This window comes from Streptomyces sp. ERV7, assembly GCF_001653515.1.
In the GTDB taxonomy this organism is placed as follows: domain Bacteria; phylum Actinomycetota; class Actinomycetes; order Streptomycetales; family Streptomycetaceae; genus Streptomyces.
Genome location: NZ_LYOY01000029.1, coordinates 1,000,155 through 1,016,241, shown reverse-complemented (window position 1 = coordinate 1,016,241; position 16,087 = coordinate 1,000,155). Strand labels below are relative to the sequence as shown.

At 69.3% G+C, this 16,087-nt stretch carries 17 protein-coding genes; 3 read left to right on the top strand and 14 right to left on the bottom strand.

Annotated elements, in window-relative coordinates; all coding sequences use genetic code 11:
• Window positions 1-91: 91 nt before the first annotated feature.
• The 8 genes from A8W25_RS10970 to A8W25_RS10935 form a co-directional block, all read right to left on the bottom strand.
• Window positions 92-1,207 carry an ALF repeat-containing protein gene (locus A8W25_RS10970; RefSeq protein WP_067159107.1) on the bottom strand — a complete coding sequence of 372 codons (1,116 nt, stop codon included), beginning with the start codon at window positions 1,205-1,207 and terminating at the stop codon, window positions 92-94.
• 8 nt (window positions 1,208-1,215) lie between these two features.
• Window positions 1,216-1,833: an RICIN domain-containing protein gene (locus A8W25_RS10965; RefSeq protein WP_067159104.1), complete on the bottom strand. Its 618-nt coding sequence runs from the start codon at window positions 1,831-1,833 to the stop codon at window positions 1,216-1,218.
• A 71-nt stretch (window positions 1,834-1,904) separates the two neighbouring features.
• A complete protein-coding gene (locus A8W25_RS10960; RefSeq protein WP_067159101.1) occupies window positions 1,905-2,462 on the bottom strand; it encodes an RICIN domain-containing protein in 558 nt (185 codons plus the stop codon).
• Between the two features lie 53 nt (window positions 2,463-2,515).
• Window positions 2,516-4,093, bottom strand: coding sequence for an AbfB domain-containing protein (locus tag A8W25_RS10955; protein WP_067159097.1), 1,578 nt, complete (start codon window positions 4,091-4,093; stop codon window positions 2,516-2,518).
• Window positions 4,094-4,376: 283 nt separating this feature from the next.
• Window positions 4,377-5,405, bottom strand: coding sequence for an alpha/beta hydrolase family protein (locus A8W25_RS10950; RefSeq protein ID WP_067161011.1), 1,029 nt, complete (start codon window positions 5,403-5,405; stop codon window positions 4,377-4,379).
• 462 nt (window positions 5,406-5,867) lie between these two features.
• Window positions 5,868-6,089, bottom strand: a complete 222-nt coding sequence (locus tag A8W25_RS10945; protein ID WP_067159094.1) for a helix-turn-helix domain-containing protein — start codon at window positions 6,087-6,089, stop codon at window positions 5,868-5,870.
• Window positions 6,089-6,580 (bottom strand): DUF2975 domain-containing protein, encoded by a 492-nt coding sequence (locus tag A8W25_RS10940; RefSeq protein ID WP_067159091.1) that lies wholly within the window; start codon window positions 6,578-6,580, stop codon window positions 6,089-6,091. The genes A8W25_RS10945 and A8W25_RS10940 overlap by 1 nt, the downstream gene beginning before the upstream one ends.
• A 279-nt stretch (window positions 6,581-6,859) precedes the next feature.
• Window positions 6,860-8,071, bottom strand: coding sequence for a PucR family transcriptional regulator (locus A8W25_RS10935; protein ID WP_079126037.1), 1,212 nt, complete (start codon window positions 8,069-8,071; stop codon window positions 6,860-6,862).
• Window positions 8,072-8,505: 434 nt separating this feature from the next.
• Between A8W25_RS10935 and A8W25_RS10930 the strand changes: the two genes are divergently transcribed.
• Window positions 8,506-9,297 carry a DUF4394 domain-containing protein gene (locus tag A8W25_RS10930; protein ID WP_234386439.1) on the top strand — a complete coding sequence of 264 codons (792 nt, stop codon included), beginning with the start codon at window positions 8,506-8,508 and terminating at the stop codon, window positions 9,295-9,297.
• 115 nt (window positions 9,298-9,412) lie between these two features.
• On the opposite strand, the gene A8W25_RS10925 is transcribed toward A8W25_RS10930, so the two are convergent.
• The gene (locus A8W25_RS10925) at window positions 9,413-9,832 is read right to left on the bottom strand and encodes a YybH family protein (protein ID WP_324616199.1); all 420 of its coding nucleotides are present in this window, start codon (window positions 9,830-9,832) and stop codon (window positions 9,413-9,415) included.
• Window positions 9,833-9,952: 120 nt separating this feature from the next.
• Here A8W25_RS10925 and A8W25_RS33355 point away from each other — a divergent pair, with 120 nt between their 5' ends.
• Window positions 9,953-10,258, top strand: a complete 306-nt coding sequence (locus A8W25_RS33355) for a winged helix-turn-helix transcriptional regulator (protein ID WP_234386402.1) — start codon at window positions 9,953-9,955, stop codon at window positions 10,256-10,258.
• 76 nt (window positions 10,259-10,334) lie between these two features.
• On the opposite strand, the gene A8W25_RS10915 is transcribed toward A8W25_RS33355, so the two are convergent.
• The 5 genes from A8W25_RS10915 to A8W25_RS10895 form a co-directional block, all read right to left on the bottom strand.
• Window positions 10,335-10,991: an HD domain-containing protein gene (locus A8W25_RS10915; protein ID WP_067159080.1), complete on the bottom strand. Its 657-nt coding sequence runs from the start codon at window positions 10,989-10,991 to the stop codon at window positions 10,335-10,337.
• A gap of 242 nt (window positions 10,992-11,233) precedes the next feature.
• Window positions 11,234-12,781 carry a rifampin monooxygenase gene (rox, locus tag A8W25_RS10910; protein WP_067159076.1) on the bottom strand — a complete coding sequence of 516 codons (1,548 nt, stop codon included), beginning with the start codon at window positions 12,779-12,781 and terminating at the stop codon, window positions 11,234-11,236.
• Between the two features lie 276 nt (window positions 12,782-13,057).
• Window positions 13,058-13,276: a hypothetical protein gene (locus A8W25_RS10905; RefSeq protein ID WP_234386401.1), complete on the bottom strand. Its 219-nt coding sequence runs from the start codon at window positions 13,274-13,276 to the stop codon at window positions 13,058-13,060.
• 175 nt (window positions 13,277-13,451) lie between these two features.
• A complete protein-coding gene (locus tag A8W25_RS10900; protein WP_067159071.1) occupies window positions 13,452-13,820 on the bottom strand; it encodes a hypothetical protein in 369 nt (122 codons plus the stop codon).
• Window positions 13,821-14,011: 191 nt separating this feature from the next.
• A complete protein-coding gene (locus A8W25_RS10895) occupies window positions 14,012-15,199 on the bottom strand; it encodes a low temperature requirement protein A (RefSeq protein WP_067159066.1) in 1,188 nt (395 codons plus the stop codon).
• A gap of 310 nt (window positions 15,200-15,509) precedes the next feature.
• On the opposite strand from A8W25_RS10895, the gene A8W25_RS10890 reads away from it, so the two are divergent.
• The gene (locus tag A8W25_RS10890; protein ID WP_067159063.1) at window positions 15,510-15,983 is read left to right on the top strand and encodes a carboxymuconolactone decarboxylase family protein; all 474 of its coding nucleotides are present in this window, start codon (window positions 15,510-15,512) and stop codon (window positions 15,981-15,983) included.
• The last annotated feature ends 104 nt before the right edge of the window (window positions 15,984-16,087 follow it).

The following is a 16,087-nucleotide window of genomic DNA, read 5'->3' as shown; positions in this document are numbered from 1 at the left end:
GACAGAGAAGAAAGGGAGCCGCGTGGCGCACGGCGGCTCGGGTGTCCGGCCGGGGGGTCAAGCCGGCCGGACACCAGGACGATCGGTGCGATCAGCCCTTGACGCGGTTCTCCGCGTCCCGGGCCCGCTCGAACATGTCCTTCCAGAAGCCGGCCGACGCGGTCGCGCCCGCCTGCTCCTCGGCCCAGGACGTCTGGTTGGCGTCGGCGGGATCGCCGATGCCCTTCCACAGCTCGTTCGCGGACTCCTTGGCGGCCTTGGCGATGCCGCGCCAGTTCTCCGCCTGCGCGGCCGCGGCCTCCTGCTCCGCCAGCCACGCCTTCTGTGCGCCCCCGGCGTGCTCGGACACCGCCTTCCAGGCGGCTTCCGCCTCGGCGCGGGCCTTCGCGGCGTCGGCGGCGCCCTTGACCGCCTCTTCGGCGGCCGCCGCCTTCGCGATCAGCTGCGAGAGCGCGGCACGCCGGGCCGTCTCGGCGTCGGACACGTGCAGCCGGTACGCCTCCAGGTCCAACGAACCCCCGGTGGCCCAGCCGTACCCGTAGAACTCGGCGATGTCGGCATCGGTGGCGCCCGGTCGCAGTGCCCACTGCGCCGCCACCCGCACCTGCTCGCCCGGGGCGTGCTGGGCGAGCGCGGCGACGAACTCCCGGTCCGCGGCGGAGACTTCCAGGCGGTGCTCGACGTCGGCCGCGCGGCTTTCGCGGTCACGCTTCTGGGCCTGCGCGTAACCGGACTTCACGAAGGCGGCACGGTCGGCGTCCGAGCCCTTCAGCGCCTTCTCGGCTGCCGCGCGCACCGCCGGGGAGAACTGCGCGGTGTGGGTGGCCACGACCCGCTCGCAGAAACTCCGGTTCTGCGTGCGCGAGTCCTTCAGACGCTGCTTGGTGTACGCGTAACCGCCGCCGGGAGCCATCCACTCGGCGATCGCCGCATCCCCCCGCGTGCTGCGCAGGGCGTTCCACGCGGAGACGCGCAGTTCGGCCGGCAGCTTCGAGACGGCGATCGAGTGCACGTAGTCGCGTGCGCTCGCCGCGGCGGCGGCCTTCATCGCCGCCGCCGGGTCGGCCGGCTGCTCCTGCGTGGCGCCCGACGTGGTGGAGGCCGGCGGCGCGCCGGCCCATGCCGGTGCCGCCCCCGCCGCCAGAACGCCCCCGCCGGCCAGCAGGGCGATGGCCGTGGCCCTCGCGGCCCACCACTGACGCCTCACTGCCGGCCTCACTTGGTCTTGACCGGCTTGATCTGCCACAGCTGGGCGTCGGTCTGGTTGCAGTACCAGGACTGGACCTTGACGCCGTTCTCCGTCTTGGCGCTGACGATGTCCAGGCAGCGGTCCTCGGTGTGGGCGGGACGCAGCTGGAACAGCTTCCTCGCCGGGTCGACGAGCACGGCCCGCCAGCGCATCTGCGCCCCGCCGGAGCACGTCCACTGCTGGACGGCCGCGCCGGCCTTGGTGCCGCTGTTCTCGACCTCGAGGCACTTGTTGCCGGTGACGGTCCGCAGCTCGTACGAGGCGCCGGCCGTGGGGACCATGCGCCACTGCTGGGCGGTGGTGTCGGGGTTGCACGTCCACTGCTGGGCCGGCAGGCCGTCGGTGATCGCGCCATTGTTGATTTCCAGGCACTTGCCGCTGGAGGCGGCCTGGAGCTGGACGGTCGCCGAGGGCAGCTTGGCCCGCGAGGCGGCCTCGTCGGCGCTCGCGCGTGCCGTATTGGCCGCTTCCCTGGCGGCATTGGCCGCGTCTTCGGCCGCGTCTGCGTGGACGGCGGTCGCGGTGCCGGCCAGGGCGGCGACACTGGCGGTCAGGGCCAGCGTGGCACGGATGATCCGGGACATGGGGTGTTCGGTTTCCTCTCGAAGGTGGGGGGTGCTCAGGCCCGTGCGGAAGCCGGTGCCGGGGCCGGTGTTCAGACCTTGACCGGCTTGATCTGCCACTGCTGGGCCGCGCTGCCGTTGCAGTAGTACAGCTGGGCGTTCGCGCCCTCGGTGGCGGCACCGCTCTTGACGTCGAGGCAGCGGGCCGCGGTCGTGTGCGCGGGACGCAGCTCGTACAGGTCCTTGGCTACGTCCACGAGGAACGGGCGCCACCGCGTATTGGCGCCGCCGTGGCACCACCACTGCTGGATGTTCGAGCCGCCCGCGGTGCCGCTGTTCTCCACTTCGAGACACTTGCCGCTGTGCTTGGGCCGCAGCTCCAGGGTGCCGTCACCGGTGGGGGCCATCTCGAAGAGCTGGTTGTCGACGCCGTCGGCGCAGGTGCTCTGCACCGCGTCGGCGCCCTTGCGCAGGCTGCCCTTGTCGATGGCCAGGCACTTGCCGCTGTGCGCCGCCTGCAGCTGCACGGTGGCCACCTCGGGGGCGGCGCTGGTCGTGGTGGTGCCGTCCGCGTGGACGGCGGTGGCGGTGCCCGCCAGGGCGGCCAGGCCGGCGGTGGCGGCCAGCGCGACTCGGATGATCCGGGACATCGGGTGTTCCGTTCTGTTCAGGTCTACGAAGGAGTGGGGCCGGTCGGGCCGGATCAGGACGCGAGCGGGTTGGCCAGCTTCCAGCTGGCGTCCTGGGCGAAGTCCTTGCCGCCGTCGAAGCGGTTCTTGCCGTCCTTGCCGGCCGCGTAGACATCGCCCTCGAAGTGCCGCAGCCAGCGGCCGGACTGGCTCGCCGACTCGAAGGACTTGCCCGAACCGGACAGCCCCGGGCGGGCGCACCAGGTGGCGGCCTGGGCCGAGCCGGCGCTGCCGTCGTGCGCGGCCGCGACGACCCGCTGGCCCTTCAGCGTCAGGAAGGAGCCGCGGTCGCGGGCCGACTCGAAGGAGTAGCAGTCGGCCTTCTTGGCGAGGGAGGGCACGACGACCCAGGTGGCGTCCTCGCGGTCGGTCTGCTTGCCCTGGGCGGTAACAGGCGCGACGAAGGCCTCACCGGCGTCCACCTTCGACTGCCGGACGAAGAAGCCGGCCGGCTTGCCGGTGGCGGGCTGCAGCGACTGGCGCATCGCGCGGTACTGGTTCGCCTCCTTGAGGAAGTCGACGACGCCCTCGTCCGTGCCGGTCAGCGCCTTGTTGGCCTTGGCCACGAACCAGGGGTTGACCCCGGTCTTCGCCAGCGCGGCCGCGATCTGCTTCAGACGCAGCTTGTTGGCCTCGGCGATCTGCTTGCGCCGGTTCTCGGCGTCGGTCTTGTACGCCTTCTCCGCCCCGGTGTGGATGAACTCGCGCCAGTCGGCGGCGTTCTGGCTCAGCGCCGCCTTCTGGGCGGCGGCGTACAGCTCGGGGCCGTTGGCGGCGACGGCCTGGCGCAGCAGCTCGCGGATGAAGTTGTCGTCGCTGAGGCCGAGCATGGGCTCGGAGGGCTGGAGGTTGAACAGCGCCGCCGTGGCCTTGCGTGCGGCCAGCTCCTGCTGGCGCCGCGCCTCCTCGCGGTTCTTCTCCTCCAGCTCCTTGAGCTCGGCGGCCACATCGCGCTGATGGGCCTCGCGGGCACCGTTGGTGATGAACTCGCGCCAGGCGGTCGCGTCACCGGCGAGCGCGGCCGCCGCCGCGGCCTTGACCTCCGGGCCGGAGGCGGCGTGCTTCATGACGGCGCGGACGAAGTTGTCGTCGCTCAGCGCCAGCAGGTCGGGGCTGCCCGGGATGCCCACCGCGATCAGCGCCTGCGACTTGGCGAGCCGGTCGGCGCGGGCAGCGGCCTCACGCTCCTGCTCGCGCTTCTTGTCACTCGCGTAGGCCTCGTGGATACCGCTGACGATGAACCGGACGTGGGCCTCCGCGTCGGGGCTGAGCATGGCCTCCTCGGCCGCCATCCGCACCGCTTCGTACTTCTCGCCGCCCTCGCGGGCCTTGCGCCACAGCTCCTGGATGAAGTCCAGGTCGCCGCGCTGGAGCACGTCCCATGTGGCGTCGAGGCCGACGACCGCGGCCGCCTCCACGCGCTGCTTCTCGTCGGTGCCGACGGCGGAGGCCGCGACCACGGCCTCCGCGGGCCTGGCGACGGCGACGCCCGGCGCGGCCACACCGGCCACGGCGGCCAGAGCGGTGGTGGTGACGACGCCGCGGGTGATGACCCTGCGCATACGCGCAGAGGTGATGTCTTGCTTGTCCATGCTGGTTTGACTAGCCCTCTTCATCACGTAATGCCCCTGTAAGTAAAGGGGAGATGAAGGCGAAGTCTTGAAGAGTCCCCCAATAAGAGTCAAACCGGACTAGTGGGATATGATCTCGTCCAGCACACCTAAAAATTGATTTGCTTTTGCAATTTCATGGCGCGTGATTGATCTGCTCTTTACCTGTATCGCGTAAGGGCACACTGTCCGGCGCCATCACGTAGGACGGGATACCCGCCCGTGGTCATGACGGCCACGGGCAGCCCGGTTCAGCCAACCACCGCTAGCGGCCGGCGATGTACTGGATCTCCGGATAGCGCGGCGAAGCCCCCATGAGCAGGTGCCCGGTGTCGGGATGTCCGCGCAGGTGTGCGTCGAAGAAGGTCCGCACGGTCGCGCGCACCGCTGCCACCGCCCGTTCGGCCGGGATCGTCCCCAGGGGCAGGGGCAACGGCACCCCCAACTGCGGTGCGATGGACACCAGGTCGGTGAACGCGAGGTGGTCCGCGTCGGCCAGCCGCAGACACCGATGCCAGCCGCGCAGGTTCTTCCAGAGTGCGGACCAAGTCGGGTCCTGGCGGAGCCCGTCGTGCACCACGGTGTCCATCAGCAGGAACGGCCGGTCCAGGCCCCGCTCCACCACCGGGCCGCGAACGGCGCCGTCGAGGTTGACGCCCGCTCGCACCCGAGGATCCTCATCCATCACGGACGCCGCCGCGGCGCCGCCCTGGGAGTGGCCGAACACCCCGACCCGGGACAGGTCCATGGTCTCGGACAGTCCACGCGGCAGCGGGCGCCGCTGGGCGTCGGGGTTTCCACCCCGGTCGAGGTAGGCCAGCCGGTCCAGTACGAAGCGCAGGTCGGCGGCGCGCACCGCGACCGCCTTCGTGATGGCGTCCTCGTCCTCCTCGGGGCGCGTGAGCACGACACGGCCGTCGGTGAACTCCACCTCGCCGGAGTCGTAGGGGTGGTCGACCGTGACCACGACATACCCCCAGGACACCAGGTCCTCGACGACGAGGGTGTTGAACGTGCGGTCGGAGGCGTAGCCCGGCGAGTACAGGAGCACGGGACGTCGGCCGCGGCGGGCCGGCGCGCGATCCGCGCTGTGCGTCGCCGGCATCACGACTGCGTCCAGGACACCTCCGTAACGGGCCTTCAGCGCACGCTCGGCGCCCGCCGACAGCCACGGCAGTGCCGTACGGCCCCGGGTGTCGGCCGCCGGATAGGTCACCGTCACCATCAGCTCACGCGGCTGCTTCGGATCCGCCCACGGGTCGGTCCTGGAACGGTCGACCAGGTGCAGCTCCACCGCGCCCACCGGGGAGGGCCCGGTCGGTCCGGCAAGCCGCACCGTGACGGGACCGGCCGTCGGCGCCGCGGACCGCGCGGGCGCAGGGGCGGCGAGGGCAGGGTGCAAGGCCGCGGACGAAGCGGCTACGGCAAGGCCACCGGCTATGAGAAGACGGCGAGTCGGGCGAACGGGAGGCACGGCGCTCCTTCCATGGCCGAGCACTCGACGCCGTGAAGAAGGCCCCGATGGCCTGGCCTGATGATCATCAAATCCTCTGCAGCCTAGATCATTCCGACCGGATCACCGGTGCCCCTCCCTCCCCGCCCCATTGGACCGACAGCCGGAGCGGCCATGGCCCTGGGGGCAGTGAACACAGCGGCCAGTGCCCCGAACGGACAGGAAACTCGCCTGACCGGGCGCCTAGCCGAACGAGCCGTCCGCGCGGGGCGTCGAGAAACTCCCCGAACCTGGAAGGGCACGTCATTCGCCCGCGGCGCCCTCGGCCTCCCAGCGCAGCAGGTCGCCCGGCTGGCACTCGAGCACCTCGCAGAGCGCGGCGAGTGTCGCGAAGCGCACCGCCTTGGCGCGGCCGTTCTTGAGTACGGCCAGGTTGGCGGGGGTGATCCCTATACGGTCCGCGAGCTCGCCCACGGACATCTTGCGTTTGGCCAGCATCACGTCGATGTCGACGGCGATCGACATCAGATCACCTCGTCCAGCTCGGCCTGCATCCGCGCCGCTTCGACGTCACGCGCGACGGCTTGGGCGAGCAGCATCCGCAGGACGAGCACGAGGAGCGCGACCCCCAGGATGGCCACGCCGACCCCGCCCATGATGACGGTGACGCCCGGGTCGTCCCGCTGGCCCGGCGCATTGATGCCCGTGACCGCGAACCACACGAGGGCAGCCGCCACGATCGCGCCGATCACACCGTCCACGTACCGGAAGGCGGCGTGGGAGAACACAGTTCCGCGTCGCACCATCGCCACCAGCCGCCATACACACACCACGGCGACCTGGACCGACACCATGCCCAGGGTCGTCATCACGCGCAGCGCGGTCAGCGGGAGCGACCCGTCCTCCGGGTCGCTCCCGCTGACCAAGGTCCACACCATCAATGCCTGCACGAACGCGGTGCCGACGAGCACCACCACAAGCACGGCGCGCAGCGCACGCACGGTCAGCTTCCCCATGACCCACCCTTCCATCGAATAGCGATGCAAATCTATCGAGATTCGATAGATAGGGCAAGGACCGGGACCGAGGGTGGGCGGCGGCTTCGCACGGTGGCGGGACGCCGCCGCCTCCCAGCGAAGCGACGAGTACCTGGTGACCCACGACGAGTACCTGGTGACCCGCTACGGCCCGCGCCGTCAGCAGCATGGAGCTGTTGCCGTACACCGCTCACTGGGCTGGAGCGTAGGCCTCGGTATCACGGACGTTCCACCGACCCCAAGAAACACTCGCCCGGTTCAGCCCCACGCTCCCGACAAGCGTCGTGCGACAACCGAGCTGAGGATCCGCACGCCGTGCGTGGAGCCCGGGTCGATGCCGGTGAGTTCCCGCACCCGGCGCAGGCGGTAGTCCAGGGTACGCGGGTGGACGTGGAGCGCGGCCGCCGCGGCACCGCGACTCATGTCGTAGCCGTAATACGCGTCCAGTGTGACGAGGAGATCCGGGCCCGACGCGAGGTGCTTGGCAACCTCCTGGAGCCAGTCATCGGCGAACGGTACATCCGTGACGGCAAGTTCGACGAAGACGTCCGCGAGGGAGTGCGGCCGCAGCAGTGCGGATGACCGCCTCAGTGGGGCCGCCCGGCTGATCCGCCGGGCGCGGTCGAGGGCGTCGGCGAGCCCGGACGCCGGTGCGGTGGCCGTCCCGGCGGCGCACGGGCGGCCGAGCGCCTCGGCGAAGTCCCGTACGAGAGCGGATACGAGGTCGGGTGCGGCGTCCGGCCGTACGGTCTCGGCGGCGCCGGGAACCAGGGGTATCAGGGCGATCAGCTCACCGTCCCTGCCCCCGCCCTGCGGGCCCCACACAAGCGGCACCTGGTACGTCTTCACCAGCGCCTCGATCTCGCTTTCCACGTCCCGTTCACCGACGGGGCCTTTCGGCACCCTGATCACCGTCACCGCGCAGCGCTCGGGCAGTTCCATGCCCACCACCCGGGCGAGTTCCGCCGCCAACGGGTCTGCGGCCAACAACGACTTGGCGAGCAGGGCGACCTGCTCGACATACGGCAGGCGGCGGCTCAGCACCCTCACGAATCCCTGACAGTAGGCGCCGATGCCGCGCACCCCCTGCGGGGCGAACCAGCTCATCATCTGCATGAGTTCGTCGACACCACCGCGCTGGACATCGGTCGCCTCGTTGATCTCACGCATCATGAGCGCGGTATGCAGGCGCAGAACGTGCTGCCGTGACTCCAACGACATTCCCGCCTCGGCCCGTATCGAGCCCATCGACGCGATGTAGCCGAGGTCATCGTCGGTCAACGCGCCGCCGCTCGGGGCGAGTTCGTTCGTACGACGTCTGAGCCACAGCGCGTACTCCAGCGTCTCGGACCTGTCCCGGGAGGCCGCGTCCAGGAGTTGGAGCTCCGGAATCTCGCGTATATAGGCCTCGACCTCCCGGCGGGCGTTGGCTGACGCCTGCCGGGCCAGCTCCGCGAAGAGACTCCCCATGGACGGGAGCATGTCCTTCGCGCTGAACCCTCGGCAGTCGAAATCCGGACGACGTTCATCACCCCGCGCACATCGATGACGGACGTATCGGCGACGGCTTTGTCACCGTGCGCAAACTTCCCCCAACATGGCGTTCTTGACGTTCTCTCCGCTTGTAGGGCCCGGGGCGGGTGGGCTTAATAGGAGCCACATACCTGCGCGCGGGTAAGCGCCGCGGTGATCGCCCGTGCCGCACTCCGGGCATCAGTCGGCGAATCACTCCTGGAATCACTTCCCCTTTTGCGCACGCATGCGCCATGCACCGACTTGAGTCCCGTTCAGCCCGAAGGGAGACACCAGTGAAGGCAGGAATGAACACAGGAGTCAGCACAGGAGTCAGGAGAATCGCTGCGGCCGTCGCCGTCGTGTCCGTATCCACCACACTCACCCTGGGCATGCCGGGCACCGCTTCGGCCGCCCCCTCCGGCCTGCGGGCGTACGGGATCACCGGCGACGGCACCCTGATGGCCACGTTCACCACCGACCGGCCGAACGTGCTCGACTGGGTCAGGCTCGTCACCGGCCTCACCGGCGACCAGAAACTGATCGGGATCGACTACCGGATCCAGGACGGCCTGATGTACGGCGTCGGCGACCAGGGCGGCATCTACACGATCAAGACCCCGCCGGCCACCTCGGACGTGGTCGTCACCAAGGTCTCCCAGTTCCAGGTCCCGCTGTACGGCACCAACTTCGACATCGACTTCAATCCGGCGGCCGACCGGCTCCGCCTGATCAGCGACAACGGCCAGAACCTGCGGCACAACCTCAATGACCACACCACGGTCGAGGACGCCATCCTGACCACCCCGCCTGCCACCGGGCCGACCAGGGGCGTCACCGCGGCCGCCTACACGAACAACGACCTCAACGCGGCTACGGGGGCAACACTGTTCGACGTTGACACCAGAACGGACCAGGTCGTCCTCCAGGCGCCGGCCAACAACGGCACCCTGTCCCCGACCGGCTCCCTCACCATTGACGCGGGCCCCAACGCGGGCCTCGACATCTTCAGCAACCTGGCCAACGGCAAGACCACCTCGAACACCGCCTTCGCCTCCCTCACCCCGAACGGCTCAAGTACGCCGTCCCTCTACGGCATCAACCTCCTCACCGGCGATGCCAACGCCGTGGGCCAGTTCCCCCTGAACATCACCGACCTGGCCGTCACCCTCACCGGAAGCTGAAACCTTGCGCGACGCACCCCCTCGCCGCGGCCCGGCCGCACCGGCCCGCGGCGAGTCTGACGCATACACCGCGAACACAGCCGAAATGAGACCCGCCCAGGCAGCTACACCACCCTCACCGAAGCGTGCCGAAGGGATTGTCGATCACATACCGCCACAGGCCGTCCGGGCCACGCCGGGCCACGTCCGTGGCGGTGCCCTCGATATGGATGTCCTCGCCGTCCGGCCCCTCGCCGTCGATGACCCAATCGACGATGAGCAGTGCTATGTCGTCGGCGACGTAGGTATGCCGAGGACGGACCGTGATGGGCAGTCCCAGTGACTGGAACTCGGCGTTCGCGGCCCGGAGTTCCGCGCCGGTGACCGGCTCACCGGCGCGGGGGACGAAGACGGCGCCGGGGCCATAGACCGCGGCCAGGGCCCGCGCACTTCCGGAGTTGAACGCAGCCTCGAAGACCGAGGGATGTTGCTCCGCGTCGGGTGTCAGGGTGACAGTGGGGGCATGAGCGTGCGAGAAATCCGTGTTGATGTCCACAACGGCAGTCAAGCCCGGGCCGACGTGGGTCACCAAACGGAAACCGACAGCCGGGGCTGGGACACCGGCTTGGTACCGTCCCCGGCGGGCCGCACCGTGCGCCCGGACACCCGCTGCCCGGTGGAAGTCGCCTTGGCGGCGATATCCGGCCGCTGGACCACCCTGGTGCTGCGCGAGCTGATGCATACCGAGCACTCGTTCGGGGCACTGCGGGAGAAACTTCCGGAGATCAGCCCCAAGGTGCTCACCGAGCGCCTGCACACGCTCAGAGAACGTGGCCTGGTCACCCAGGAGCGCCTCCCCGGGTTCCCGGTCCGCACGTCCTACGCACTCACCGAAGCAGGACGCTCCTTGCGCCCACTCCTCGTCGAGCTCTACCGCACGGGCGAGGCACTCAGGGATGGCCGGCCCGGGGCGGACTCCTGAGAGACCCCCCAGGCGATGGGCGAGCGGGACAACCGCCTGGCCGCTTGGCGTACACAACGGCTTGACGGCGTCCACATCACGCCTCGGGTTCGGCACTCCTCGACCAGCCGCGCCTCTCGCCCTCATCGATCAGGCCTCGCCCGGCCTCCCACAGCGAGGAGGACGCGTCCCCGATCACGGCCTTACGGGCTCGTACGTCATCGGCGGTGACGCCCGGCGTACGCCAGGTGCCTCCGCGAGCCATCCAGTTGAGCAGCAGCGGCTGGAGCCGGTCCATGGCCTTGGCGAATCTGGCCTCAGGAGTGCGGCGTTCCTCGAATTCGTCCCAGAGAGCCCGCATACGCTGGGCTTGGTCTGCCGGAAGCAGCTGGAAGAGTTCCTCGGCCGCGGCGACTTCCCGCTCCTGCTGGTCGACACCCGCGCCAGTGTCGTACAGCGGCGTGTCGCCGGCGTAGATCTCCACCAGATCGTGCAGCAGAACAAGCTGAACGGTATGCCCTACGTCGATGGGCTCATCGGAGTGTTCGGCGAGGATCACGACCATCATCGCCAGATGCCACGAGTGTTCCGCGTCGTTCTCGCGACGGTCGGCTGCGGCCAGTGGCGACTGGCGGAGGATCGTCTTGAGCTGGTCCACCTCAACGAGGAAGGTGAGCTGGGCGCGCAATCTGTCGTCGAGATCGTCGGGAAAGGGCGTCTTCTCCGCGAGCAGTCTCCGGCGTTCATCACTCATGCCTTCATCGTGGCACGCTCGGCCCGACTCCCCGACTCCCCGACTCCCGCGATCTGTGGACGTCGGCGATCGTCACCCGACACGAAGCCGAGGCTCAACAGGACGCCGCGCGGGTACGTCTGCCACGGCTTGGTGACGGCCGCTTCATGGCCCGGCCCGGCAGCCGATCCATGAAGCGCCGTCACCGTGGACGAACGCCCGGCCGCCTGCGCGCCGATCCAGTCCGCGGTGCTCAGACAGAGTCAGTCGGTGGGCTTGCCGAACCAGCGGGAGAGGTGGGCGTCCAGGTCCTGCTGATCGTCGCCGATCCAGGCGACGTGGCCGTCGGGGCGCAGCAGAACGCACGGGACATCCAGTGGCGCGGTGGGATCCGCGAGGTGGTCGACCCGGTCTGACCAGCCGCCGACGGTCAGGCGCCCGGTGCGGTCCAGCAGCAGTCCGCGGCCGCGATGCAGCAGATCGTAGAGGTGGCCCTGTTTCACGTCGATGTCGCGCAGGCGGCGGCCGAGCAGGTCGGGGCCTGCGCCGAAGTCGTAGCGGATATCGATCGCGGTGATCTTCTCGATCAGATAGCGGTTCACCTCGTCGAAGTCCATCAGTTCGGTGAGCAGCCTGCGTACGGCTTGCGGGCCCGGTTCGGTGGACAGAAGTTCCATCTGGGCGCGGGTGTTGTCCAGCACGTCTTCGGCGACCGGATGGCGTTCGGTCTGGTAAGTGTCCAGCAGTGTCTCCGGCGCCCAGCCGCGGATCTGTGCGGCCAGTTTCCAGCCGAGGTTGAATGCGTCCTGAACGCCCAGGTTGAGGCCCTGCCCGCCGGTGGGTGGATGGATGTGCGCGGCATCGCCGGCCAGCAGCACCCGCCCGACCCGATAGCGTTCGGCGAGCCGGGTGGCATCCCCGAAGCGGGACAACCAGCGCGGGGAGTGCACGCCGAAATCGGTTCCGGCGATGCTGCGCAGGTGGTGTCTGAAATCCTCAAAGGTGGGCGGTTCCGCGCGGTCGCCGGCTCCTGCGACCGGCACGACGACGCGATAGATGCCTTCGCCGAAGGGCCTGAGACTGAACGTCCTGTTGGTCTCGCAGATTTCCGTCACCTTGGCGGCGATCTCCTCCTGCGGAACACCCACTTCCATCTCGCCCATCAGCGTCTCGCTCTTCGAGGGCTCACCGGGGAATCCGACGCCGAGCCGTTTGCGTACCGTACTGCGCCCGCCGTCACAGCCGACGAGATAGCGCGAACGCAGCTGTTCGCCGTCGGCCAGCTCGACGGTCACGCCCTCGTCGTCCTGCTCGAAATCGGCCACCGCACAGCCGCGCCGGACCTGCGCACCCAGCTGGATCGCGTGAGCTTCGAGATGGTGGACGATGACCGGCTGCGGGATGCCCAGCAGATAGGCCTGGGCGGAGTCCAGGCCCTTGGGCGCGGGTTTGTTGATGGCGGCGAAGAATCCGCCTGCCGGACGCTGTCTTCCGTGTTCGAGAAGGCGATCCAGCAGCCCGCGCATGGCCATCAGCTCAAGACTGCGAATGTGCAGACCGACGATGCGGACGAACGACGCGGGCTCGGTTTCCTTCTCCAGAACGAGTACCCGCACATCGTGCAGCCTCAGTTCGGCGGCCAGCATCGCGCCAGTCGGCCCGCACCCGGCAATGATCACGTCGAACATGAGGGGCGCGCGATCGGCGCCGGAGGCCAGCGGTCGAAGTCCGGGGACGTCGCCCACGGGGAAGTCGTCGCGCTCGACCGTATCGTTCGAGGACGGCTCGGCGGTGAACTGCTCAGAGTCCATAGGTGTTGCCTTTCGGGAGTGCCTTGTTGGTGAGGCGCTCCCGGCGACACCTACGTCAATCGCCGGCCGTGACGGCAGGGGGGAGCACCCACATCGATACAGCGTTCATGGGTCTCACCTCCTCGGGCGGTGTCACGGTCACCCGCAAGCTACAAGTCCGAGCATCACCCCGTCCACTCCTTTTCCGTCGGTGGGCGGCGTTCCCTCATCCGGATGGTTGTCGCCGACCCCGTCAAACGGCCGGCCCCGGGGAAGCCCCGGGGCCGACCGTTTTGGTCAGTAGCGGACCCAGAGGACGATGACGTCCTGGCGCGTGGAGCTGAGGGGCTCGCAGGAGAAGATCGGGCCCCAGATCCGGTACCCGGCCTGGCCGGTGGCCTGGCAGTCGGCGTACGAGGTGGGGTGGCTGCGTGCGTAGAAACCGGGGCCGGGGGTGGCCTCGGCCGTACCGGCGGTGGCGAGCGCGAGGGCCCCGGCGGAAACCGAGTCACACAATAGGTCTAGGCCAATGCGTCAGGTCGCCTCAGCCCGCGTCTTCGCCGACATGAAACGCCCTGTGGACGAGGGCTCACCCAGTAACCAACCCGCCCGGTGACGCCGACACGGTTGCGGCCCCGCCCCGTCCCGCTTGACGCGGGCGCGGGACGGGGCTGCGATCCGGAAGAGGTGATCAGGCGACGCGCTTGAGGGTCCAGGCGTTGTTGTTGAAGCCGGAGTTCGGGAAGGCCACACACGAGCCGCTGTAGTACGAGCTGGTCTGGACCCAGCCGGAGGGGTAGTACGCGGACCCGCAGGCCTGGACGACGGTGCCGATCGGCAGGCCGGTGAGCTGCTTGATCTGCTTGATGTTCGGGGCGAAGTTCTGGCCGCCGCAGCTGTTGCTGTAACCCCAGTTGACGTCGACGTAGCCCGCCGGGGTGGCGGTGCTCGCACACGTGGTCGTCACATCGCCGGGGGCCGCCTGGGCAGGAGCGGCGGTGAGCGCGAACACCGCGGCAGCACCGGCAAAAGCGATGGTGGTCGTACGCAGACGGGACATGAGGGGCTCCTTGGAGTAGAAAGCGACCAACACGAAATCGACACCCCGTTTTTACGTTCTCCACACAACCTGCAACAGCCGGTTTCCGGACTACAAGATCACGCCATCGTCTCCATCGGCGCGGTTGCCGGTCGGTCGGCTATGAGCTGGTCCTGTCTGGTTCGACCGGGAGAGGACACCCGTCACCACATTCAGGCGCCGCCTGCCTTGTTGTCTTGCAGGCGAGGCGCCCAGCGCGCTTCAGCGAGCAGCATCGCGACCAGTACGAGCACCAGGGCGAACAGCTCGGCCAGGGAAGCGGCATGCGTTCCGAGTGGGATCGTGGCGAGGGCGGCTGCGGCGCCCGCCGCGCGGAAGCGCAGTGGCGGGATGTGCAACACCGCACGGAAGGCGACGTTTCCCGCGAGGAAGAGCGCCACGCCGCCCGCCAACGCGACGGCGGGCGCGGTGGGCAGGTGGTCCGGGAGGTGCCCGATGGACTTCTTCACCCCGGCCGCGAGCACCGCGACGCCGAGCAGCATCGGCACGAAGCTGTAGTAGTACGCGAGCATCGTCACCCGGAACCTGGCCAGCCCCGACACCGCCCGCAACGCCTGTTCGGCGGCCTCCTCGTCGCGGATGAAGTAGGTCCACCACAGTGCGGTGGCCAGGGCGAGGGCGAGGGCCGCGCCGCCGAACAGACCCCAGTCCAGCTTCAGGTCACCGGAGCCGACGCCGATGGCGATCACGGACTCGCCGAACGCGACGATGAGCAGCAGCCCGTGGCGCTCCACGAAGTGCGCCGGGTCGAGTGCACCGACGCGGCCCGTCACCGGGACGCGCTCGCCGTCGACGTCGGTGGTGATGCGGCTGGAGAGGACGGGGGTGATGGCTTGCAGGACCAACGCGGCCAGCCAGAGCGCTTCGGCGGCCCGGCCGCTCACGGTGCCCGCCGCGGTGACGCACAGTGCGGCCAGGATGTTGGTGAGCGCGAAGCTGAGGACGTGCCGCCCGTGCAGGAGGGCGTACAGGGCGCCGTGGACCACGGTGACCAGAAGGTAGCCGAGGCCGAACGCGACGCCGTCCGTGGTGAACACCCGGGGGATGGCCAGGGCGCAGGTGAGGAAGCCGCACATGCCGAGGATCAGCGGTATGCGGCGGGCGTTGGTCTCGGGCGGCACCTGGTTGGTGAGGTAGGCGTAGGCGCCGTACATCCAGAACAGGACGGCGAAGATCAGTAGGACCCGGCCGGCCTGGGCGAAGGACAGGTCGTGGGTGAGCAGCACGGTCAGCTGTGTGATCGTGAAGACGAAGACGAGGTCGAAGAAGAGTTCCAGGGTGGAAACCCGGCGCCCCGCGGCGCTCTCGGTCGCCACGGCGGGGCCGTTGACGGCAGACATACATTCCCCCAGCAGGCATGTCGTTCCAATGTGCGGCCGACACATTAGCCCAGCGGAAGAAGGCCGCCCCGGCCTGTCTCAGCTCCGGGGCGGGCATGCGTACATGGGGGTCTTCACCACCTCCTGGCTGATGGACTGGGGGCGGATGTGATGTCCCGTCCCCTGGCCCGGCCAGGGGCGGAGGCTCCCCTGACCGAACCGTCGACGTGCCAGGGAGCCGCGAGACGCAGGTCACATTCTGGGGTGTCACAGAACGCCGGTCCCGATTGTCGTAGAGGTGTCAGCGAACAACAGCAACAAGGAGTACACGATGGACGCCCGCCTCAACCTCTTCGCCAACCCGGTCGCCGCCAAGGTCGGCAAGCACCTCGTCTCCGCCGGGAAGGTGCTCGCGGACTCGACACTGCCGTCGGCGACGCAGGAGCTGGTGAAGCTCCGCGTCAGCCAGATCAACGGCTGTGGTTTCTGCACTGACATGCACACCAAGGACGCCCTGCACGCCGGGGAGACCCAGACGCGCCTCAACCTGGTCGCCGCCTGGCGCGAGGCCACCGTGTTCACCGACGCCGAGCGCGCCGCCCTGGAGCTCGCGGAAGAGGGCACCCGCGTCGCCGACGCGGCCGGTGGCGTCACGGACGAGGTCTGGGCGAACGCGGCCAAGCACTACGACGAGGACCAGCTCGGCGCCCTGGTGTCCGCCATCGCGCTCATCAACGCCTTCAACCGCATCAACGTCATGGTCCGCATGCCCGCCGGCGACTACCAGCCCGGCCAGTTCGCCTAGTCAGGAGTGGTCGGCCGGTACGGACCAGATGTACGGCCCCGCCCGCCGCAGGTCATCGACGCACACCGGTGATCCGCGGTGGGCGGGATACGGCGCCGAGGCGT

What these genes read in the sequence shown, in the direction of transcription:
- A8W25_RS10890 (WP_067159063.1), top strand. Translation starts at nt 15,510, where the DNA reads ATGGACGCCCGCCTCAACCTCTTCGCCAACCCGGTCGCCGCCAAGGTC.
- A8W25_RS10960 (WP_067159101.1), bottom strand. Translation starts at nt 2,462, where the DNA reads ATGTCCCGGATCATCCGAGTCGCGCTGGCCGCCACCGCCGGCCTGGCC.
- A8W25_RS10955 (WP_067159097.1), bottom strand. Translation starts at nt 4,093, where the DNA reads ATGGACAAGCAAGACATCACCTCTGCGCGTATGCGCAGGGTCATCACC.
- A8W25_RS10895 (WP_067159066.1), bottom strand. Translation starts at nt 15,199, where the DNA reads ATGTCTGCCGTCAACGGCCCCGCCGTGGCGACCGAGAGCGCCGCGGGG.
- A8W25_RS10930 (WP_234386439.1), top strand. Translation starts at nt 8,506, where the DNA reads ATGCCGGGCACCGCTTCGGCCGCCCCCTCCGGCCTGCGGGCGTACGGG.
- A8W25_RS10940 (WP_067159091.1), bottom strand. Translation starts at nt 6,580, where the DNA reads ATGGGGAAGCTGACCGTGCGTGCGCTGCGCGCCGTGCTTGTGGTGGTG.
- A8W25_RS10900 (WP_067159071.1), bottom strand. Translation starts at nt 13,820, where the DNA reads ATGTCCCGTCTGCGTACGACCACCATCGCTTTTGCCGGTGCTGCCGCG.
- A8W25_RS10915 (WP_067159080.1), bottom strand. Translation starts at nt 10,991, where the DNA reads ATGAGTGATGAACGCCGGAGACTGCTCGCGGAGAAGACGCCCTTTCCC.
- A8W25_RS10965 (WP_067159104.1), bottom strand. Translation starts at nt 1,833, where the DNA reads ATGTCCCGGATCATCCGTGCCACGCTGGCCCTGACCGCCAGTGTCGCC.
- rox (WP_067159076.1), bottom strand. Translation starts at nt 12,781, where the DNA reads ATGGACTCTGAGCAGTTCACCGCCGAGCCGTCCTCGAACGATACGGTC.
- A8W25_RS10945 (WP_067159094.1), bottom strand. Translation starts at nt 6,089, where the DNA reads ATGTCGATCGCCGTCGACATCGACGTGATGCTGGCCAAACGCAAGATG.
- A8W25_RS10935 (WP_079126037.1), bottom strand. Translation starts at nt 8,071, where the DNA reads ATGGGGAGTCTCTTCGCGGAGCTGGCCCGGCAGGCGTCAGCCAACGCC.